The sequence below is a fragment of the Desulfofundulus thermosubterraneus DSM 16057 genome (assembly GCF_900142025.1).
GTDB classification, from domain to species: domain Bacteria; phylum Bacillota; class Desulfotomaculia; order Desulfotomaculales; family Desulfovirgulaceae; genus Desulfofundulus; species Desulfofundulus thermosubterraneus.
This window is the reverse complement of record NZ_FQZM01000012.1, coordinates 44,782-62,576: the sequence shown is the minus strand read 5'-3', so window position 1 is coordinate 62,576 and position 17,795 is coordinate 44,782. Positions and strand designations below refer to the sequence as shown.

The following is a 17,795-nucleotide window of genomic DNA, read 5'->3' as shown; positions in this document are numbered from 1 at the left end:
GATCGCGGGAGGCGGAGTTAACCTCCCTCCAGGTGGTCCACGTAAGGGCCTTGAGTCCTTGCGCCCGTCTGGAGCAGAATTTTTCCATCTCCCGTCCGGGTGGGACTCCCGGGGCTAAGGTCTCCCTGTCGCATCAGCCCGTTTTCATGAGTGGGCAAATCCAATCCAGAAAGGAGCGAAAGCCTGGTCATGGGGAGGCCGGGTTCACAAAAACTAACAATTGTTAGGTATTGTGAGCTTTTTGAACCAGGATGTCATGATGTATCTTTCATTTAAAGTCATTAACTATCGGTGTTTCCACGAGCTGGTTATGGAAAATTTTGCTCCCGTTAATCTGATTGCAGGGATGAATAACGTCGGCAAAACAGCCCTTTTGGAGGCTCTATTCCTGCACAGTGGAGCATATAATCCCGAGCTGGTCCTGCGTATAAGTACGTTTCGTGGTATTGAGCCGTTCTTTAAGATCGAATCAGGAAGAACCGCAGAAACACCATGGGATTCCCTTTTTGCCGGCTTTGATCCGGCAAAGGAAATAGAACTAACAGGGAAAAGCAAAACTGCGGGTTACCGCACCCTCAGGTTGAGGATACTCCGTGAACCCCTGGAAAGTCCGGGAGTTAGCTTATTTATACACTCAAATCAGGGGAAACCTGCTGAACCGTTGCTGTCCACCGACACTGATCTTGTGCTTGAGCTGGAATACAGTGAGGCACAGCGAAAGGGCAAGCACTATCTTATTGTGGGGCCGAAAGGAATTCAGGTCCAGCCTTTCCCTCCGCCTCCGCCGCCCATCCCGGCTGTCTTCCTGGCCGCACGCGGCCGGATTTCTCCTGCTGAAGACGCCGAGCGTTTTGGAAGACTGGAGATCAAAGGTAAACAAGATGTGCTTTTAAAGGTCTTAAAAACGGTTGAACCACGGTTGCGCCGCCTGAGTGTGGTAGTTACCGGAGGGCTACCAATGATCTACGGCGATCTCGGCCTGGGCCGGCTCATTCCCCTGCCGGTTATGGGGGAAGGAATGGTACGTTTGGCCAGTCTGGTACTGGCGATTGCTAATGCCGGGAAAGGCGTGGTGCTTATAGATGAAATTGAGAATGGGCTCCACCACTCTGTTTTATATAAAGTGTGGCGGGCTATTGGGGAAGCAGCACGGACGTTTAATACCCAAATTTTTGCCACCACCCATAGTCTTGAGTGTATTAGGGCTGCCCACAGGGCGTTTAGGGATAGTGGATGCTATGATTTTTGTCTGTACCGGCTGGAAACCCTGGGAAAAAGTACCCGGGTAATTGCCTACGATCAGGAAACGCTGGATGCGGCCATGGAGACGGACCTGGAGGTGCGATAGTGAGCGTCAGGATAGAGAAATCCCATGTGCTGGTGGTGGAGGGTAAGGATGAACAACTTTTCTTTAATGCGCTCATTAATAGTTATAAAACAGAATTAAACCTCCCTGATATTCAAATTTTGCCCATCGGGGGAAAATCCCGGCTGCCCGGGAATTTAAAGGCGCTCGTGAACTCTCCTGGTTTTACGGAAGTAATTTCCTTGGGGATTGTCAGGGATGCCGATGAAGATGCCTGGGCGGCTTTTCAAAGTATTTGCAGTGCTTTAGGATCCGCGGGTCTGCCCGTGCCCCCTGCCCCCCTGGTTTCTGCCGGAAGTAATCCTTCTGTTACAGTCGTCGTTTTGCCTGGAGATAACAGGCCCGGGATGCTGGAGGATGTATGCCTGGCTGCCGTTCAAGATGAACCTGCTCTGCTTTGCGTAAAACAATATTTTGAATGCCTGCAAAATATGAGCCTTTCTTTACCACGGCAGATTTCGAAAGCAATGCTGCAGGTTTTTTTAGCTTCCCGTCCCGAGGTGGGGAAACGTTTGGGTGAAGCGGCCCTGGCAGGATACTTCTCTTTGTCCAGTGATGCCTTCGGGCAGTTAAGAGAATTTCTTAAACGTATGTCTGTTTAGTTAATATCACATATAGAGCAATTTTTGCTGTAATGGTTTTAGATTTCAACCGGCTTTTTAATAACAGGTGGTGCATGCCGCATGCCTTTTTTAACACCTGAAAAATGGCAGGAGTATGTGGACGGCTGGCGGGAGGCAAGGGTGCGCAGGAAAAAACAAATGGATGCCCGCGCCCGCCAGGCCTTATCTGCCGCCCGTTCGCTGGCCGGTCTTCTGGCGGAGGACCCCGCTGTGGTAAGGGTATGGCTTTTTGGCTCCCTGGCCCTGTACCTTAAAGGGCAGCGGGAATACCGGGCAGATTCGGATATCGACCTGGCTGTGGAAGGGCTGCCGGCGGAAAGGTTCTTCCCGGTTTTATCTTTGCTCAATGAGAAAAGCCCGCGACCGGTGGATCTAGTCGACATATCCGCCTGTTCGCCCTCTGTGCGACAGTCGATTATCGAAAGGGGATTGTTGTTATATGAGAGACCGGGAACAACTGCTGACTCTGGCCAGTGAGATAAGCGACCGTTTAAAGGACCTGGAGGTTATTTGCCGGCACGGAAAACAATGGCTTGATATCCATTCCGCCAAAGCACCCGGCATCCTGGACCTGCGTGCTCTGGGCAGCATTCTGCACGATTTTTATACCGCCATGGAAGATATCTTTGAATTAATTGCCGGGGATATAAACGGCAAGATACCGCAGGATTCCCGGTGGCACAAAAGACTGCTCCACTTAATGACCCTGGATATACCCAAATTGCGGCCGGCAGTCATCTCAAAGGAACTGGAAGCCCAGCTGGAAGATTACTTGCGTTTCCGTAATGTCTTCCGGAACGTATACGGTCACCAGTTGCAATGGGCACGGATGAGTAGCCTCATCCACAACCTGGACTGTACCTGTAAAAAGTTTGCGCAGGAAATTGAAGCCTTTCGCAGATTCCTGCTCAGGCTGGCCGAACAACTGGAAGGAGATGTCTAAAAATGTGTTTGGCCGCCACCCGGGGGCAAGGTTGCCGGTGAATGGTCCGGGCCGGCATATTTTTGTTTTACCCCGCCGCGTCGCTTTCAAAAACCCGGTAAAGGGATGTAATGTAGTTTTCCCGCCGGGGTTTTACTTTAAATATTTCCTCGAATGTGCCTGTTTTGACCAGGCGGCCGTCTTTGAGCACGGCCACCCGGTCGGTGAGATAGGGCACCTCCGAAAAATCATGGGTTACAAAAATAGCAGCAATCTCCGTGTCTTTTAAAAGCCTGTCCAGTTCATTGAGCATGGACAGGCGGGTGGGGAAGTCCAGGGCGGAAAAGGGTTCGTCCAGGAACAAAACATCCGGTTCCAGGGCAAAGGCCCTGGCCAGGCTGACCCTCTGGGCTTCTCCCCCCGAGAGCTGGTGGGAACGGCGTCCGGCCAGGTGGGCGATGCCCAGCAGTTCGAGCCAGCGGTCCACCCTCTTTTTTATTTCCCCCTGGGGAACCCCCCGCAGCTTCAGTCCTGTAGCTACATTCTCATAGACCGTGGCATTTAAAAGAAGCGGTTCCTGGAACACCACGGCCATGCGCCGGCGAATGGCCAGGGCGTTTTGGTGGGTGGCCGGTACGCCCCGGAATTCCACGGTTCCGCGGGTTGGTTTTAATAAAAGGGCCATTACCTGCAACAGAGTGCTTTTGCCGGCTCCATTTGGCCCGATCAGGGCGATGGTTTCCCTCTCATGAAGGGCAAAATGATCGATATTTAAAATTTCCCGGTTTCCCCGTTTGAACTGTAGATTGTGCACTTCTAAGATGGTGTTGTTCACTGGATAATCCCCACTTCTAAGATCTGCTCCATACTTAATTAACGCAAAGCTTAGGGAGCCCGCCCTGCATTTATGGCTAAAAGGTTTAAGGCAGGGCATGCGGTTTCATTTCTATCCCTGCTTGCCCAGTTCTTCTTCCTTTTTACCGGCATCGGGGAAGAACAGCGGCTGGCCGTACTTGTCCACCCCGAACTTACCGATAATCTGCTGGGTTTCAGATGAAACCATGAAGTCAACAAAAGCCTTAGCTCCCTCGGCGTTAACCTTGTTGAATTTTTCCGGGTTGACCTGCATCACGTGATAGATGTTCAGCAAGGTTTTATCTCCCTCGCATAAAATTTTCAACTTCAGGTGTTTCTGGTTGGCCAGGTAGGTTGCCCGGTCACTGAGGGTATAGCCTCCCTTTTCCGAGGCAATGTTTAGAGTATTGCCCATGCCCGTGCCGGCTTCCTGGTACCATTTGCCGCCGGGGGTAATGCCGACTTCTTTCCAGATGTCTTTTTCTTTCTTGTTGGTGCCAGATTCATCCCCGCGGGAAACAAAGGTGCTCTGAGTTTGGGCGATTTTTTTAAAGGCTTCCACAGTGTTTTTGACCGACTTGATTCCGGCCGGGTCATTTTCCGGGCCGACCACCACAAAGTCGTTGTGCATTACCAGCCGGTAGTTGATGCCAACGCCGCTGTTCACCAGTTCCTTTTCCGCTTTGGGGGCGTGCACCAGCAGCACGTCCGCTTCACCTTTTTTGCCCATTTCCAGGGCCTGTCCCGTGCCCACGGCAATGGTTTTCACTTTATAACCGGTTTTCTTTTCAAATTCGGGAATAAGTACATCCAGGAGACCGCTGTCCTGGGTGCTGGTGGTGGTGGCCAGAATTACGTCCTGTTTTTGCGGTTTTTCCTGGGCCGGCTGTCCTTGTTTTGCTTCTTTCCGTGCGGTATTGGAAGAGCAGCCCGCAATAAGCATGAGCGCAAGGAGAAGGGTTAATACAGGGGTAAGAATTCGCTTAAACATTGTCATTCACCTCTTCAGGTATTGGATTGTTTCAAAGGTAAGTGTTCAGTTAATCCGCATAAGGCACGGCCCAGCACTCACCACAATATGACTCTGCTCCCGGTGTTTCAGGTTTAATTGACAAATCAGGTTTTGGGAAGAGCTAGTATTCCAGTGAGTGCTGGGTCCCCGCTCACTTATATGCTCCGCGCCGGCAACAAGTTTCAAAGATCGCCTCTCTCACCTCCTGACTCCTTAAGGACAGGCCATACATAATTGGATTCGCAGCCGGCAGGGACCTCAAGGCTTGTTCCAAAACAAAAAAGCTGTGCTCTGGCGAAAAGGTAGATGCACAGCCTTTTTCCGGGCGACCAGGTGGTTATACGCCCGCAGAAAAAAACTGTGTTCTGCGGGAAACAGAACACAGGCCTACCCCTTAAAAGCTTGGCAGTGTTCTCCTTTCCGCACTGGGAGGCACACCAGTTTCCCGGTATACCCTGCCGGCCCGAAAACCATAGCCATGGCCACAGGTAATCGGGCTCGGAGAACGGTTGTTATATTGTCCTATTGCAAGTTGCTACACAACATAATACTTATTCGAGGGAATGAAAAGAAATCCTCCCGAAGGGATAATTTTTTTAACCACTGAAAACCCACTGGCCTGCCTCCTGGCTAAAAAGGTGTCGCCCGTTAGGGCGCCGGGCCCGTCTGGGAGAATGTTCACAAAAAATAATGAAGAAAATTAAGAAAATAAAAAAAGACAGGGAGGTTTTTTCATCTATTTTGTTGAATGAATAATCACTTATTAAAGTCAGGAGGGAGGATTTCCATGGCCCAGCAAGTTACACTACCCTGGCTGCGCTTTTATGAGGAAGGTGTGCCCCCAAGCCTGGAATATCCGGATAAGACCATGCCCGAGTTGTTGGAACGCGCGGCAGTCGATTGGCCTGACCGGGTCGCCATCATCTTTGCCGGTGTGGAGATCAACTACCGCACCCTGGCGGGTATGGTACACCGGTTTGCCGCGGCCCTGGCGGCTCTGGGTATTAAAAAGGGTGACCGGGTAGCCCTCATGTCGCCCAACTGTCCCCAGTATGTGGTCGGCTACATGGCCATTCAGAAAATCGGGGCGGTGGTAGTGCAGGTAAACCCCATGTACACCGAGCGGGAACTGGAGCACCTCCTGGTGGATTCAGGGGCCGAAGTAATCATTGCCTATGACGCCCTTTATCCACGCATTAAATGTCTCCGTGGAGTGACTCCCTTAAAACACGTAATTTTATTTAGCCTGGGCCAGCCCCAGTGCACGGCCGATCCGGATGTCCTGCAGGCGGAACAAATGATGGCCGGTGCCCCGCCCGGGCCGCCGGTGGTAAAGATCGATCCCGTAGCGGATCTGGCGGTACTGCAATATACCGGCGGCACCACCGGCATACCCAAAGGCGCCATGCTCACCCACCGCAATGTGGTGGCCAATGCCCTGCAGATGGTGGCCTGGTTTGCCGGCTGCCAGTACGGGCAGGAGCGGGTACTTTCGGTGCTTCCCTTTTTCCACGTCTACGGTATGACCGTGGCCATGAATTTTGCGGTGGCTATTGCGGCGACTCAGATCATCCTGCTCCGATTTGAAATTAACCAGGTTCTTGAGTGTATCAATGCCTACCGGCCCACCCTTTTCCCCGGCGTCCCTACCATGTACGTGGCTTTTAACAACCACCCGGAGATTAAAAAGTACGACGTGCGTTCCATTAATTATTGCATCAGCGGTTCTGCGCCTCTACCTGTGGATGTGGCGCAAAAGTTTGAAGAGTTGACGGGCGGTTATCTGGTGGAGGGCTACGGGCTTTCGGAAACCTCCCCGGTGACCCATTGCAACCCCCTGCGGGGAAAACGCAAGGTGGGTAGCATCGGCCTGCCCCTGCCGGATACCCTGTGCAAGATCGTGGATCCGGAAACGGGTGATCGGGAGTTGCCTCCAGGGGAAGCCGGTGAGCTTTGTATCAAGGGACCCCAGGTGATGAAGGGTTACTGGAATATGCCCGGGGAGACAGCCTATGCCCTGCGGGACGGCTGGGTTTATACCGGGGACATAGCCAGGATGGACGAAGAGGGCTATTTCTACATTGTGGACCGCAAGAAGGACATGATTATAGCGGGCGGATTCAATATCTACCCGCGGGAGGTTGAAGAGGTTTTGTTTGAGCACCCCAAGGTTTTGGAGGCCGTGGTAACCGGGATACCCGACCCCTACCGGGGGGAAACGGTGAAAGCTTTTGTAGTTTTAAAACAGGGGCAGACGGCTACGGAAGAGGAATTGATCCAGTACTGCCGCGGCAAACTGGCGGCCTACAAGGTGCCGCGGCAAATAGAATTCCGGGACAGCCTGCCCAAAACCATTGTGGGCAAGGTATTGCGCCGTCACCTGCGGGAGGAGGAACTGGCCAGGCAGAAGAAATAGTGTTCATAAGATTTATCCGCGGTGGCAGGGATCGGCTGTCCTTTGTAGAATTATAAATACATATAATCTTTTGCATGGGAGATGGAGAGGATGGCCGAAGCCAAAAAACAACAAAAAGAAGTGGTTATCACTTTAAACGGCGTGCAGCTTGTAATACCGCCGGGGGCCAAAGTAAAAGAGGTGGCCGCGGCCGCCGGGGTCGAAATTCCCGCCCTAAAAGTGGACCCGGAAAAATGTAAGGGCTGCCAGATGTGCACTAAAGCCTGTGAAACGGGCGCCATCTCGGGCAACAAAAAGGAGCCCCATTCCATTGACCAGGCCCTGTGTATCCGCTGCGGTGAATGTCTGGCGAAATGCAAGCTGGGAGCCATTGTTCCCGCTTAAAGGTGACATATTAAAACCAGGCCGTGGTGGGGCCTGGTTTTTAGCTGTCGGAAGATGGCTTACCGGGTTGCTTTCTCCCCTCACCCGCAAAACCAGTTGATTTTAACCAATCCACGAGAGCTTACTGTTCCAGCTCGATACCATATTGTTTAATTTTCCGGTAAAGGGTGGCCCGGGAAATGCCCAAATATTCAGCCGCTTTTGTTTTGCTTTTATATCGGGCCAGACAGTTGCGGATGGCCTGTTCTTCCGCCTTTTTAATTAATTTGCTTTCTTCTTTTGTGAGTGCCGGGTTGTGGGAAATCATGTAATTGTTGTACTGACTTAACTCCGGCGGTAGTAAGTCGGGGGTAATCACTGTTCCTGTACAAAGGTTAACTGCACGTTCGAGCACATTTTGCAATTCACGAACATTCCCGGGCCAGTGATAGTTTAAAAAGATGGCCATTACTTCGGGAGAAACTCCTTTTATGTCTTTACCCTTGTTTTTACTGAGACGTTTTACAAAATGGTTGGTCAACAATGCAATGTCTTCCCTGCGCTCCCGCAGTGCCGGCAGAAATATAACCATAACATTCAGGCGGTAAAATAGATCCCGGCGAAAGGTCCCCCTTTCCACCTCTTTCAGGAGGTTTTTGTTTGTGGCAGCAATGATTCTAACGTTGACCGGGAGATATTCCCGCCCTCCCAACCGCATTACCCTTTGTTCTTCCAATACCCTGAGCAGGGCGGCCTGGAGATCCAGGGGCATTTCACCGATTTCGTCTAGAAAAATCGTCCCCTGGTCGGCTAATTCAAACTTACCTGGATTGCCCCCTTTACGGGCACCGGTAAAAGCGCCCTCCTCATAACCAAAAAGCTCACTGGCAATTAGCTCCCGGGGGATGGCCCCACAATTGACGGAAACAAAGGGTTGTTCGGCACGAATACTGGCGTTGTGGATCGACTGGGCAAAAAGTTCCTTGCCAGTTCCACTTTCCCCCAGCAAAAGAACATTGGAATCGGAGTTGGCGGCCGCCTTTCCCAGTTTTACTGCTTCCAGAAATAATGGATCTTGGCCTACTAGGTCGGAGAAACTTATTTTTGCTTTTGGTATAGCCAGACGGTTAACCAACCGGTTGACCCGTGAAAATTCCTGAAGAACTACCACACGCCCCAGGCTTGTGCCATCGTGATCGTTGAGCGGGCGACAGCTCACATTACACCGGATTTTCTCGTGTTTCCGGTGGATATGAATGATGGTATCGGTAAAGGCCCTATTTGATTGGACAAGATTGATAAAATAATGGTTTGCTTCTATATCCCCAAAAATCTCGGTTAACCTTTTGCCAATGGCCGTACTTACGTCGAGTCGCAGCAATTTGGCCGCCTGGGTATTAAGGTGCGTGATGTAGCCGTAATTGTCAATAGTTAGTATTCCGTCCGAGATTGATTCCATGATCAGGTTTTTGTAATGGTTGGCCAGAACATTTTCCCGAAGTACCCTTTTAATAGCCAGCTGGCTTTCAATGGCATTTGCACCAGCCACTACCATGCCCAGAGTATGGTAATGCACTTTTTCGAAATATCCAGTGATATCCAAGGCCCCGATGATCCGGCCGTTTGGATCACGGATAGGTGCTGCTGAACAAGTACCGTTATAGCAACAGATGCAAAAATGCTCGTAACCGTAAACCTGGATAGGTTTCCCTTCCACCAGACACAGTCCAATGGCATTGGTCCCCATTACTTCTTCCGACCAAACTGAACCTTCAATTAGATTAGCTCTTCTGGTAAATTCTAGCCCTTCCTGATCCCCGATCATGACCAGTATAACCCCATCTTTGTCTGCAATGGCCACTGCAAAGCCGCTTCCCTTTACGAAATCATAAATATTTTTTACTACAGGCACAGCCACTTCTAACAATTCCCGGTTTTCCTGGAGTTTGTTTTTAAACTCTTCGGCCGTTAACACGGTCTGGTTGGCCTTCATATAAGGATTGACCCCATGTTCAAGGCTTCTGGCCCAGGAGGCTTTGATTTCCTCCCGTACACGCACATTTTTATCACCAACGGTACGCACCAGTTTCCAGAGCATCTTCATTTCCTGGGCGGCCTGTAGCATAAACTAATCCCTCCTGTTGTCTCAAAACAAGTCGTCCAATTTTGATTTATTTTAGCATATAAGCGAAAAAAAATTAAGACCAGCCAGAAAATTTTAACCTGCAAATGTTACCTGCAAAGCTTCCAGTCTTTGGGCAGGTACCCAAAAACGGTTTGGACTTGGATAACTCTTGCAAGTTATCTCTATGTCCCCAGCCACGACTGCAACTGGCCATGACTAATATCAGTCTAAAAAGTGGATTATCCTTGTCTACTAGCGAATGAGGCTCTCTCCGGGAGATATTGCTTATGAATAAAGCCGGTGGATGAAGTCTGAGAACGAGGGGTGCAATAAACGTTCTACTATAAAACATTTTGTATCAACGCCGTCTCATATTTTTACGTTCCATGAACTTGCCTCATGGTTGGTTTTCGTTTTGACTCATATTTATACACTTTATGCATACGGTAAAACCGCTTTTTCTTTATGATATTTAGAGTTTTTTTCTTTGGTTTGATAATTATTGTGTTTTATGCCTGATTGGCATGATCGTTGCTAACTACAATTATTGAATTACTTCATAGGCCAAGGAGGGGAGGGATGATGTGGAAGAGAGGAAGACATTTGATCAAATCAAGGTTGGTGATGTGGCACGCTTTAGCAAAACAATTACGGAAAGCGATATTTATCTTTTTGCCGGGATTACCGGGGATTTAAACCCCGTACATATCAATGTGGAATTTGCCCGGAAAACTATTTTTGGACGGCAGGTAGCTCATGGCATGCTGACTGCGGGGTTAATTTCTGCAGTAATTGGTATGAAGTTGCCTGGCCCAGGTACCGTTTATCTTGGTCAAACACTTAAATTCTGCCTTCCAGTATTTCCTGGGGATACAATTACCGCGGAAGTTGAGGTGATTGAAAAAATTGCTGCAAAAAACAGGCTCAGGTTGCGTACAACGTGCTTTAATCAGGAGGGCAAAGCGGTAGTTGAAGGTGAGGCTTTAGTGATGGTAGGGAAAGAGGTATACTGATGGGTTATTCAGTTATCGATTACCAGATCGTTCAAGATCATATTGCGGTAGTTACACTGTCCCGCCCTGAGAGTTTAAATGCATTAAACAGGCAAATGTTTATCGAATTAGGCTTGGTTTTCAGCGAAATTGAACGAGATAACCGCATTAAGGCAGTCATCCTCACCGGAAGTGGCAGCAAAGCTTTTTCAGCAGGAGCGGACGTAAGCGAACTTCAACGCCTTTCTGCCATGGAAGCGAGAAATTTCGCCCTGGCGGCCTACCGGACCCAGGACCAAATTTGCTCCCTGCCGGTACCGACCATAGCCGCCCTTAATGGTTATGCCCTGGGGGGTGGTTGCGAACTGGCTATGTGCTGCGACTTGCGGTTGGCTTCCGAAAACGCCCGGTTAGGGCAACCGGAAATCAACCTGGGCATTATCCCGGGAGGAGGTGGTACCCAGCGTCTAGCCCGTTTGGTGGGGGTGAGCCGGGCCAAAGAATTAATTTTTACGGGTAAAATCATCCCGGCACGGGTGGCTTACGAGTGGGGCTTGGTGAACCGGGTTGTGCCCTTGGAAGAGTTAATGGAAACGGCAATCAAACTGGCCGGGGAAATAGCTACCAAGTCCCGTCCGGTTTTGGCTCTGGCCAAATCGGCCATAGACCGGGGCAGCGATATGGACCTTACCCATGCGTTACATTACGAGATAGAGTGTTTCGCCGGGTGTTTTGCCACCGAAGACCATCATGAAGGAATAAAGGCGTTTCTGGAAAAACGCGTGCCCCGGTACACCGACCGCTAAAAGGGGTTAGCCCGAGTACCTTGTAGAAGGGGGTTTTGATACCTTAATGGAGATTAAAAAAGTTGCCGTTATCGGTGCAGGAACCATGGGTGCCGGTATTGCTCAGGTTTGTGCGTCCTCGGGCTATGAGGTATATCTAAATGATCTTTCAGTTGAAATGCTGGAAAAAGCACAGGCAAATATAGAAAACAGCTTGGCGCGATTCGTTGATAAAAAAAAGATTTCGGCTGACGATATGAAAGCTGCCCTTGGCAGGCTTCATAAAACTACTGATTTGATCGAAGCAGTCAAGGATGTCGACCTGGTTATAGAAGCGGTATTTGAAGACTTGGCGGTAAAAAAAGAGCTCTTTAAGAAAATTGATCAACATGTGCCAGAAAATGCTGTGCTGGCCTCAAATACCTCTTCGCTGCCCATTACCGCCATTGCTGCTGCTACCAGGCGACCCGAAAGAGTAATTGGTTTGCATTTCATGAATCCTGTTCCGTTAATGAAGGGCGTCGAGGTTATTCGTGCCCGGCTCTCTTCAGATGAGGCGGTAGCAACAGGTATTGAATTCGTGAAGAGCCTTGGCAAAATTCCGGCCGAAGCAGTTGATTACCCCGGGTTTATTGTAAGCCGCATCCTGGACGTGATGCTCAATGAAGCTGTTTATTGTGTCATGGATGGCAACAAACCAGAGGAGATTGACAAAGCCATGAAGGTTTGCACCAACTTCCCAATGGGGCCGTTGGAACTGATCGACATGGCCGGAGCCGATGTGCTCCTGCACGTGATGGAGTGTTTAAATCGGGAACTGGGTGATAAATACCGTCCGGCACCGCTATTGGCACAGATGGTGAGGGCCGGGCAATTGGGGCGCAAGACGGGTCAGGGATTTTACTCCTATAAGAAGTAAAGGCAAGGGGGATCGTCTGGTGCAGGTAAGAGAGATGTTTAACCTGGAAGGTCGGGTGGCGGTGGTCACCGGTGGTTCAATCGGCCTGGGTGAGCAAATGTGTATGGCCCTTGCCGAAGCCGGCGCTTCGGTGGTGGTGGCCTCGCGCAAACTGGAACGTTGTGAAGCCACGGCCGAAAAACTGCGTGGGCTTGGTGTAAAGGCCCTGGCGGTAAAATGCGACGTGGCTCAAGTGGAAGACGTTCAGTCAATGGTTGATTTTACAGTGCGTGAATTTGGGCGCCTTGATATATTAATTAATAATGCCGGGGTCACCTGGGGTGCGCTAACAGAAGATTACCCGCTGGAGAGATGGCAGAAGATCATGGATGTCAATGTGACGGGCACCTTCCTGTGCTGCCAAAAGGCGGGCAAGGTGATGATTGGTCAGAAGTACGGAAAAATCATTAACATAACTTCAATTTGCGGCTTTGTAGGCAAGGATCCCGAAATTATGCATGCTATAGGCTATCATACCAGCAAAGGAGCAGTTATCTCATTTACCCGTGATCTGGCGGCCAAATGGGCACAGTACGGGATTACCGTTAATGCCATTGCACCCGGATGGTTTCCCACCCACATGTCCAGGCACGTTATTAATGAAAAAGGGGAAATTCTCTTGCGCCACATTCCCTTGCGCCGCTTTGGCACCGGGGATGACATTAAAGGTGCAGCCGTGTTTCTTGCTTCTCCAGCTTCTGATTATGTTACAGGACATGTACTGTGTGTGGACGGCGGCTACTTGGCCGTTTAATTGGAGGGATGTGAACATTGAAGTTACGCGATGATGAGATTGTGGTGGTCAGTGCGGTTCGCACTCCCTTTGGCCGGTTTGGAGGGTCTCTAAAGGATATTGATTGCTATGACTTGAGCGCTATTGTCATGAAGGAAGTGCTGGCCCGGGTAAAACTGCCGGGTGATGTGGTTGATGAGATTTTTTGGGGGGTGGGCGATACCACCTGTTGCAAGGATCCCTACACCCCGGTGGTGGCCAGGCAGGCATTGCTGAAGGCGGGTTTGCCCCCCGAAACACCTTCCTGTTCGCTGGACAAGGCCTGTGTTTCCGCCATGTCGGCAGTCAATTTCGGTTGCCGGACCATCCGGGCCGGCGAGGGGGAGGTAATTCTGGCCGGAGGGGTGACCAGCTTTAGTACGGTGCCCTTTTTACTGCGCAACCAGCGTTTTCATTCCAAAAAAATGGGCCATCTAACCATAGAGGATCCCCTGCTGGAATTGGGTTATAAAGACTATGCACCGGTGGCCAAGGATGCGGGAGAAGTTGCCTTAATGCATGGTATAGACCGTTTCCAGCAGGATGAATGGGCGGTCAGCAGCCATGTTAAATACGGCCATGCTTACGCCGCAGGAAAATTTCTCGATGAAATGATGGCCCTGGAAGTGCCGCAGAAGAACGGCGTAAGCGTCCTGAATATAGACGAACAGTACAGGCCTGATACAACCATGGAAAAACTTGCGGCCTTAAAGCCCATTTACGGCAGTCCCACCTGTACGGCGGGCAATGCCCCGGGTCTAAACGACGGGTCGACGGCGCTTCTCCTTACCACCAGAAAAAAAGCCAGAGAGCTTGGCCTGGAGCCCCTGGGTGCTATTGTCGGCATGGTTTCCATTGCCACCAAACCGAGGTTGCTCTCAGAAGCTCCGGCCATTGCCATCCAAAAGTTACTTCAGAAGACGGGTTACGGCCTTGAGGACATCAATTTATTTGAAATTAACGAAGCTTTTGCGGCAGTCACTTTGACCAGCACCAAGATGCTGGCCAACGGGGATATGAAAAAATATGAAGAGCTCAAAAAGAAGGTTAATGTAAACGGCGGTGCCATTGCCATCGGGCATCCCAATACCGCCAGCGGGGCGCGTTTGATCGGCACTTTGATCTATGAATTGCGGCGCCGCGGCGGCGGTTTAGGCGTGGCGGCCATCTGTGGCGGGCTGGCTCAGGGTGATGCCGCACTGGTCAGGGTTTGATATAGGAGGAGTTGATCCATAATTTAACTTTGGCTTATGTAGAAACATGTGAGGTGATTTCCTGTATGAGAAAGGTTATTCTTCCGGATAACGTAATTGGTCCGTCGGATTACCTTCCCGAAAAAATATTTACCCTCCCTGAACTAATCAGGTATCCCTATAACATTAACCTTGCCGACTACCTGGTGGGTCGTAGCGCTGCCCGATACCCGGACAAAGTGGCCATCTATTACAGAGACACCAAAATAACCTACCGGCAGTTGTGGGTGCAGGTAAACAGGCTTGCCAATGGATTAAGAAGCATCGGTTTGGGTGAATTTGACCGGATAATGTTAATGGGTACCAACTGCCCGGAATGGCTTATTGCCAACATGGCCTGCTGGAAAATAGGGGCAATTCCTGTACTGGTTAATCACCTGGTCAAATATGATGAGATCATCTACAGGGCTACTGATTCCGGGGCCAAGGCCATCATTTGCAGTGTGGCTTGTCTTAACGAAATAGAAAAGGCAGACCTTCCTTCTCTAAAGAAGATTGTTTACGGTGGCAAGGCTGACGCTTCCAACTGTGTAGCGTTTGAGGAGTTAATCAGGGAACAGAGTGATACCGCCCCATCGGCTTCCACAACCTTGGATCATGTGGGAAGGCTTATTTACAGTTCAGGTACTACCGGCCGTCCAAAAGGGATCATTTCTACCGTTCATGACATCCTGGCTGCTACTGATACGCACGGCAGATATGTTTTACAAATTAAAGAAGACGATATTTTAGGCGGCCATCCATATTTCAGCTTTGCTTTCGGTTCGGTGAATTTCACTTTCTACCCCTGGCGCTTTGGAGCCTCTATATCCATTATTGAGCGTTTTGAACCTGAAGAAATGTTCCATACAATCAAAAGCCATGGTATTACGATGTTATTTTGCGTTCCAACAGCTTTTAATATGATGTTAAACGTTTCCGAACCTCATGAGGAATGCATGAAAACCGTCCGCCTGTGCCAGAGTGCTGGTGAACCTCTTAATGCAAAGACTTACAAGGAATGGAAAAAGCGCTATAATGTTGAGATCATCAATAGCCTTGGTTCAGGCGACTTGATGTACTGGTTATCCACATATGAGGGAATGCCGGAAGAAAAAATCGGATCCCTTGGTACAACGGTGCCCGGTTTTGCGAACAAAGTGGTTGGGGAGGACTTCTCCGAGCTACCGAGGGGTAAGCCGGGAGAACTGCTGGTTAAGGGACCCTGCGGCCAGGTTTACTGGAACAAGCCAGAAAAGCAGGTAAATGCTGTCTGGCAGGGCTGGAACAGACCGGGGTTGTACATGTACCAGGATGAAGACGGCTTCTTCTGGTACTTGAGCAGGACCGATGACATTATCGTGACGTCCGGCTACAAAATTCCCTGCGGGGAAGTTGAAAATGCCCTCAACCAGCATCCTGCAGTATTGGAGTCGGCCGTTGTGCCCAGTCCCGATCCCGTTCGTGGCTCGATCATTAAAGCTTTTGTCGTGCTCAATGAAGGTTTTGATCCTTCGCCGGAACTGGAAAATGAGTTGCGCTCATTTGTCAAGGAGAAAATCGAAGATTACAAGTATCCACGAAAAATAGTGTTTGCTAGACCGGACGAATTACCCAGAACTACTACCGGAAAAATACAAAGAAACGTTCTCAGGGAAAGGGAGGAAAAGCAAAATAATCTTTAGAAAGTTTAAAAAATCAGCAAACGTATATCCGCATCGTATTAGTGCGGATAGCCGGGCTCAGTTATGGCGAATTCAAAGCATTCAAAAAAATTAAATAATTAACTGTACGGGAGGAGGTGTTAAACCATAAACAAAGAAAATTGCCGGGTTTGTTAAATCCAATAATTCTTTCTAGGGATTAGAGTGGCGAATTTTCGTAATTAATTGGGATATGGGGGTAATATTATGGAAATCAAAACCATTGAACTGATAATGCTAATTATTTACAATGCAGCCCTGGTTGTGATCGGCTATTATTACCGGAAAAAAAGCGAAAATCAGGGTCAGTTTTGGGTAGCCGAACGTTCAATTGGTGCAATTGTTAATGGAACTGGTATCTTTTCTGCCGTTGCCAGTGCGGCTTCCTACATGGGCTTTATTGCCCTTGGTTATGTTTATGGTATGCCGGTGAGCCTGATCATCATTGCTGCTGCTTCGGCAGGTTATGCTTTTGCCATGTTCGGTTTTGCAGCACCGCTGCAAAGAATGGGCCGTTTTTCGCTTGCTGACGTTTTCGGGGTAAGGTATGGTCCGGTCGCACGGCTAATTACGGCAGTGCTCACCATTACGTTTTTCTTCCTTTACCTTATCCCCCAACTGAAAGGGGGAGCCCTGATTCTTGAGATGGTCCTGGGCATACCTTACACCTTTGGAGTAGTTTTTATCGGCACGGTATTTATCCTGTATGTGGCCATCGGGGGCATGTACGCCGTAACCTGGACCGAGTTTATCCAGGGTATTGTAAAAGCCTTTTGTATGGGTGGTTTGGCCTTTATTATCCTGGTAACCATGAGTGGGCCCGGCAACCTGTTCAAGGAAGCGGTGGATGCAGCGCCGAATTTTGCGACCATTAGCCAGAAAATGCCTGTAATATCTAGTATCGGTTTGTTTTTATCAATATTCTTATTCATGGGGGCAAGTCCCCATGTGGTACAAAGACAGCTCACTGCCCGCACCCCTCACATTGGACGTCTCTCTTTCGTAGTTGCGATTGCCTTGTATGCTATTTTCGTTTTCTTTGGTTATATGACCATTATTCCGGCAGGTAAGATTTTTTTCCCCGCCCTGAAGGATCCGGACAACCTGATTCTTTATATGATTGAACGTTATTTTAACCCGGCTGTGGCCGGTATAATGCTGGCGGGGATCATGGCTGCTGTTCAGGCTACAGTGGCTACTATGTTGCTGGTCATCGGAGCCAATGTGGCAAACGATTTATATAAGAACTTTATCAAAAAAGATGCAAGCGAGAAGGAAACAGTCTTAGTCGGTAAGCTAGCATGTGTAGTACTGGGTGGTCTGGCTATCCTCATTGCCCTGAACCCACCCGGCCTAATTGGTGTCCTTGTCGGCTTGTTGACCGGTGTGGTAGGATCAACCTTCTTCTTCCCGCTTTGGCTTGGTTTATGGTGGGAGCGGGCTACCGCGGCTGGCGGCATTGCTGGCATGCTTGGGGGATTCATTCTCTACGTAGTATTGCACTTGGGGAAACTTATGCCTCTTTTTGCAGCAACGATACCGGCTGCCTTGTTATCCCTGGCTTTAACAGTGGGTGTAAGCCTTATTACTGCGCCGCCGCCTAGGGAAATTGCTCAACTCGTGGCTGAAATCCGGGATAATGTAGCAGTATAGCTTGGAAAGGTGGGGGGG

General features: G+C 49.8%; 16 protein-coding genes and 1 riboswitch. Of the genes, 13 read left to right on the top strand and 3 right to left on the bottom strand.

Annotation, left to right across the window (positions count from 1 at the left end; translation table 11 throughout):
• The first annotated feature begins 256 nt into the window (after positions 1-256).
• The 4 genes from BUA65_RS05645 (at position 257) to BUA65_RS05630 (ending at position 2,932) form a co-directional block, all read left to right on the top strand.
• On the top strand, positions 257-1,348 hold the full coding sequence (locus tag BUA65_RS05645; protein WP_165613201.1) for an AAA family ATPase: 1,092 nt from the start codon (positions 257-259) through the stop codon (positions 1,346-1,348).
• On the top strand, positions 1,348-1,968 hold the full coding sequence (locus tag BUA65_RS05640; protein ID WP_072867911.1) for a DUF3226 domain-containing protein: 621 nt from the start codon (positions 1,348-1,350) through the stop codon (positions 1,966-1,968). The genes BUA65_RS05645 and BUA65_RS05640 overlap by 1 nt, the downstream gene beginning before the upstream one ends.
• Before the next feature lie 81 nt (positions 1,969-2,049).
• Positions 2,050-2,466, top strand: coding sequence for a nucleotidyltransferase family protein (locus tag BUA65_RS18190; RefSeq protein ID WP_072867910.1), 417 nt, complete (start codon positions 2,050-2,052; stop codon positions 2,464-2,466).
• Positions 2,429-2,932: a ribonuclease toxin HepT-like protein gene (locus BUA65_RS05630; protein WP_072867908.1), complete on the top strand. Its 504-nt coding sequence runs from the start codon at positions 2,429-2,431 to the stop codon at positions 2,930-2,932. The genes BUA65_RS18190 and BUA65_RS05630 overlap by 38 nt, the downstream gene beginning before the upstream one ends.
• A gap of 67 nt (positions 2,933-2,999) precedes the next feature.
• Here the strand turns inward: BUA65_RS05630 and BUA65_RS05625 are convergent, their stop codons facing one another.
• Together BUA65_RS05625 and BUA65_RS05620 are read right to left on the bottom strand one after the other, a co-directional pair.
• Positions 3,000-3,746 (bottom strand): ABC transporter ATP-binding protein, encoded by a 747-nt coding sequence (locus BUA65_RS05625; RefSeq protein WP_072867906.1) that lies wholly within the window; start codon positions 3,744-3,746, stop codon positions 3,000-3,002.
• Positions 3,747-3,857: 111 nt separating this feature from the next.
• Complete coding sequence (locus tag BUA65_RS05620; protein WP_072867904.1) at positions 3,858-4,757, bottom strand: ABC transporter substrate-binding protein; 900 nt, start codon at positions 4,755-4,757, stop codon at positions 3,858-3,860.
• Positions 4,758-5,175: 418 nt separating this feature from the next.
• Positions 5,176-5,294, bottom strand: a riboswitch (molybdenum cofactor riboswitch).
• Positions 5,295-5,565: 271 nt separating this feature from the next.
• On the opposite strand from BUA65_RS05620, the gene BUA65_RS05615 reads away from it, so the two are divergent.
• Positions 5,566-7,194, top strand: coding sequence for a long-chain-fatty-acid--CoA ligase (locus BUA65_RS05615; protein WP_072867902.1), 1,629 nt, complete (start codon positions 5,566-5,568; stop codon positions 7,192-7,194).
• A 90-nt stretch (positions 7,195-7,284) separates the two neighbouring features.
• Entirely contained in the window at positions 7,285-7,578 is a 294-nt protein-coding gene (locus BUA65_RS05610) for a 4Fe-4S binding protein (RefSeq protein ID WP_072867901.1), read from the top strand.
• A 121-nt stretch (positions 7,579-7,699) separates the two neighbouring features.
• Here BUA65_RS05610 and BUA65_RS05605 read toward each other — a convergent pair whose 3' ends face one another.
• Positions 7,700-9,682 (bottom strand): sigma-54-dependent Fis family transcriptional regulator, encoded by a 1,983-nt coding sequence (locus BUA65_RS05605; RefSeq protein ID WP_072867899.1) that lies wholly within the window; start codon positions 9,680-9,682, stop codon positions 7,700-7,702.
• 584 nt (positions 9,683-10,266) lie between these two features.
• Between BUA65_RS05605 and BUA65_RS05600 the strand changes: the two genes are divergently transcribed.
• From BUA65_RS05600 to BUA65_RS05570, 7 genes are all read left to right on the top strand, one after another.
• Positions 10,267-10,695: a MaoC family dehydratase gene (locus tag BUA65_RS05600; RefSeq protein WP_072867897.1), complete on the top strand. Its 429-nt coding sequence runs from the start codon at positions 10,267-10,269 to the stop codon at positions 10,693-10,695.
• Complete coding sequence (locus tag BUA65_RS05595) at positions 10,695-11,480, top strand: enoyl-CoA hydratase/isomerase family protein (RefSeq protein WP_072867895.1); 786 nt, start codon at positions 10,695-10,697, stop codon at positions 11,478-11,480. Before BUA65_RS05600 ends, BUA65_RS05595 begins: the two co-directional genes overlap by 1 nt.
• A gap of 46 nt (positions 11,481-11,526) precedes the next feature.
• Complete coding sequence (locus tag BUA65_RS05590; protein WP_072867893.1) at positions 11,527-12,378, top strand: 3-hydroxyacyl-CoA dehydrogenase family protein; 852 nt, start codon at positions 11,527-11,529, stop codon at positions 12,376-12,378.
• A gap of 19 nt (positions 12,379-12,397) precedes the next feature.
• Positions 12,398-13,171 carry an SDR family oxidoreductase gene (locus tag BUA65_RS05585; protein ID WP_072867892.1) on the top strand — a complete coding sequence of 258 codons (774 nt, stop codon included), beginning with the start codon at positions 12,398-12,400 and terminating at the stop codon, positions 13,169-13,171.
• 17 nt (positions 13,172-13,188) lie between these two features.
• A complete protein-coding gene (locus BUA65_RS05580; RefSeq protein ID WP_072867890.1) occupies positions 13,189-14,403 on the top strand; it encodes a thiolase family protein in 1,215 nt (404 codons plus the stop codon).
• A 65-nt stretch (positions 14,404-14,468) separates the two neighbouring features.
• Positions 14,469-16,106 (top strand): acetate--CoA ligase, encoded by a 1,638-nt coding sequence (locus tag BUA65_RS05575; RefSeq protein WP_131821464.1) that lies wholly within the window; start codon positions 14,469-14,471, stop codon positions 16,104-16,106.
• A 225-nt stretch (positions 16,107-16,331) separates the two neighbouring features.
• Complete coding sequence (locus BUA65_RS05570; RefSeq protein ID WP_072867886.1) at positions 16,332-17,777, top strand: sodium:solute symporter family protein; 1,446 nt, start codon at positions 16,332-16,334, stop codon at positions 17,775-17,777.
• Positions 17,778-17,795 lie beyond the last annotated feature (18 nt).

What these genes read in the sequence shown, in the direction of transcription:
- BUA65_RS05645 (WP_165613201.1), top strand. Translation starts at nt 257, where the DNA reads ATGATGTATCTTTCATTTAAAGTCATTAACTATCGGTGTTTCCACGAG.
- BUA65_RS18190 (WP_072867910.1), top strand. Translation starts at nt 2,050, where the DNA reads ATGCCTTTTTTAACACCTGAAAAATGGCAGGAGTATGTGGACGGCTGG.
- BUA65_RS05630 (WP_072867908.1), top strand. Translation starts at nt 2,429, where the DNA reads ATGAGAGACCGGGAACAACTGCTGACTCTGGCCAGTGAGATAAGCGAC.
- BUA65_RS05620 (WP_072867904.1), bottom strand. Translation starts at nt 4,757, where the DNA reads ATGTTTAAGCGAATTCTTACCCCTGTATTAACCCTTCTCCTTGCGCTC.
- BUA65_RS05615 (WP_072867902.1), top strand. Translation starts at nt 5,566, where the DNA reads ATGGCCCAGCAAGTTACACTACCCTGGCTGCGCTTTTATGAGGAAGGT.
- BUA65_RS05610 (WP_072867901.1), top strand. Translation starts at nt 7,285, where the DNA reads ATGGCCGAAGCCAAAAAACAACAAAAAGAAGTGGTTATCACTTTAAAC.
- BUA65_RS05605 (WP_072867899.1), bottom strand. Translation starts at nt 9,682, where the DNA reads ATGCTACAGGCCGCCCAGGAAATGAAGATGCTCTGGAAACTGGTGCGT.
- BUA65_RS05595 (WP_072867895.1), top strand. Translation starts at nt 10,695, where the DNA reads ATGGGTTATTCAGTTATCGATTACCAGATCGTTCAAGATCATATTGCG.
- BUA65_RS05590 (WP_072867893.1), top strand. Translation starts at nt 11,527, where the DNA reads ATGGAGATTAAAAAAGTTGCCGTTATCGGTGCAGGAACCATGGGTGCC.
- BUA65_RS05575 (WP_131821464.1), top strand. Translation starts at nt 14,469, where the DNA reads ATGAGAAAGGTTATTCTTCCGGATAACGTAATTGGTCCGTCGGATTAC.
- BUA65_RS05570 (WP_072867886.1), top strand. Translation starts at nt 16,332, where the DNA reads ATGGAAATCAAAACCATTGAACTGATAATGCTAATTATTTACAATGCA.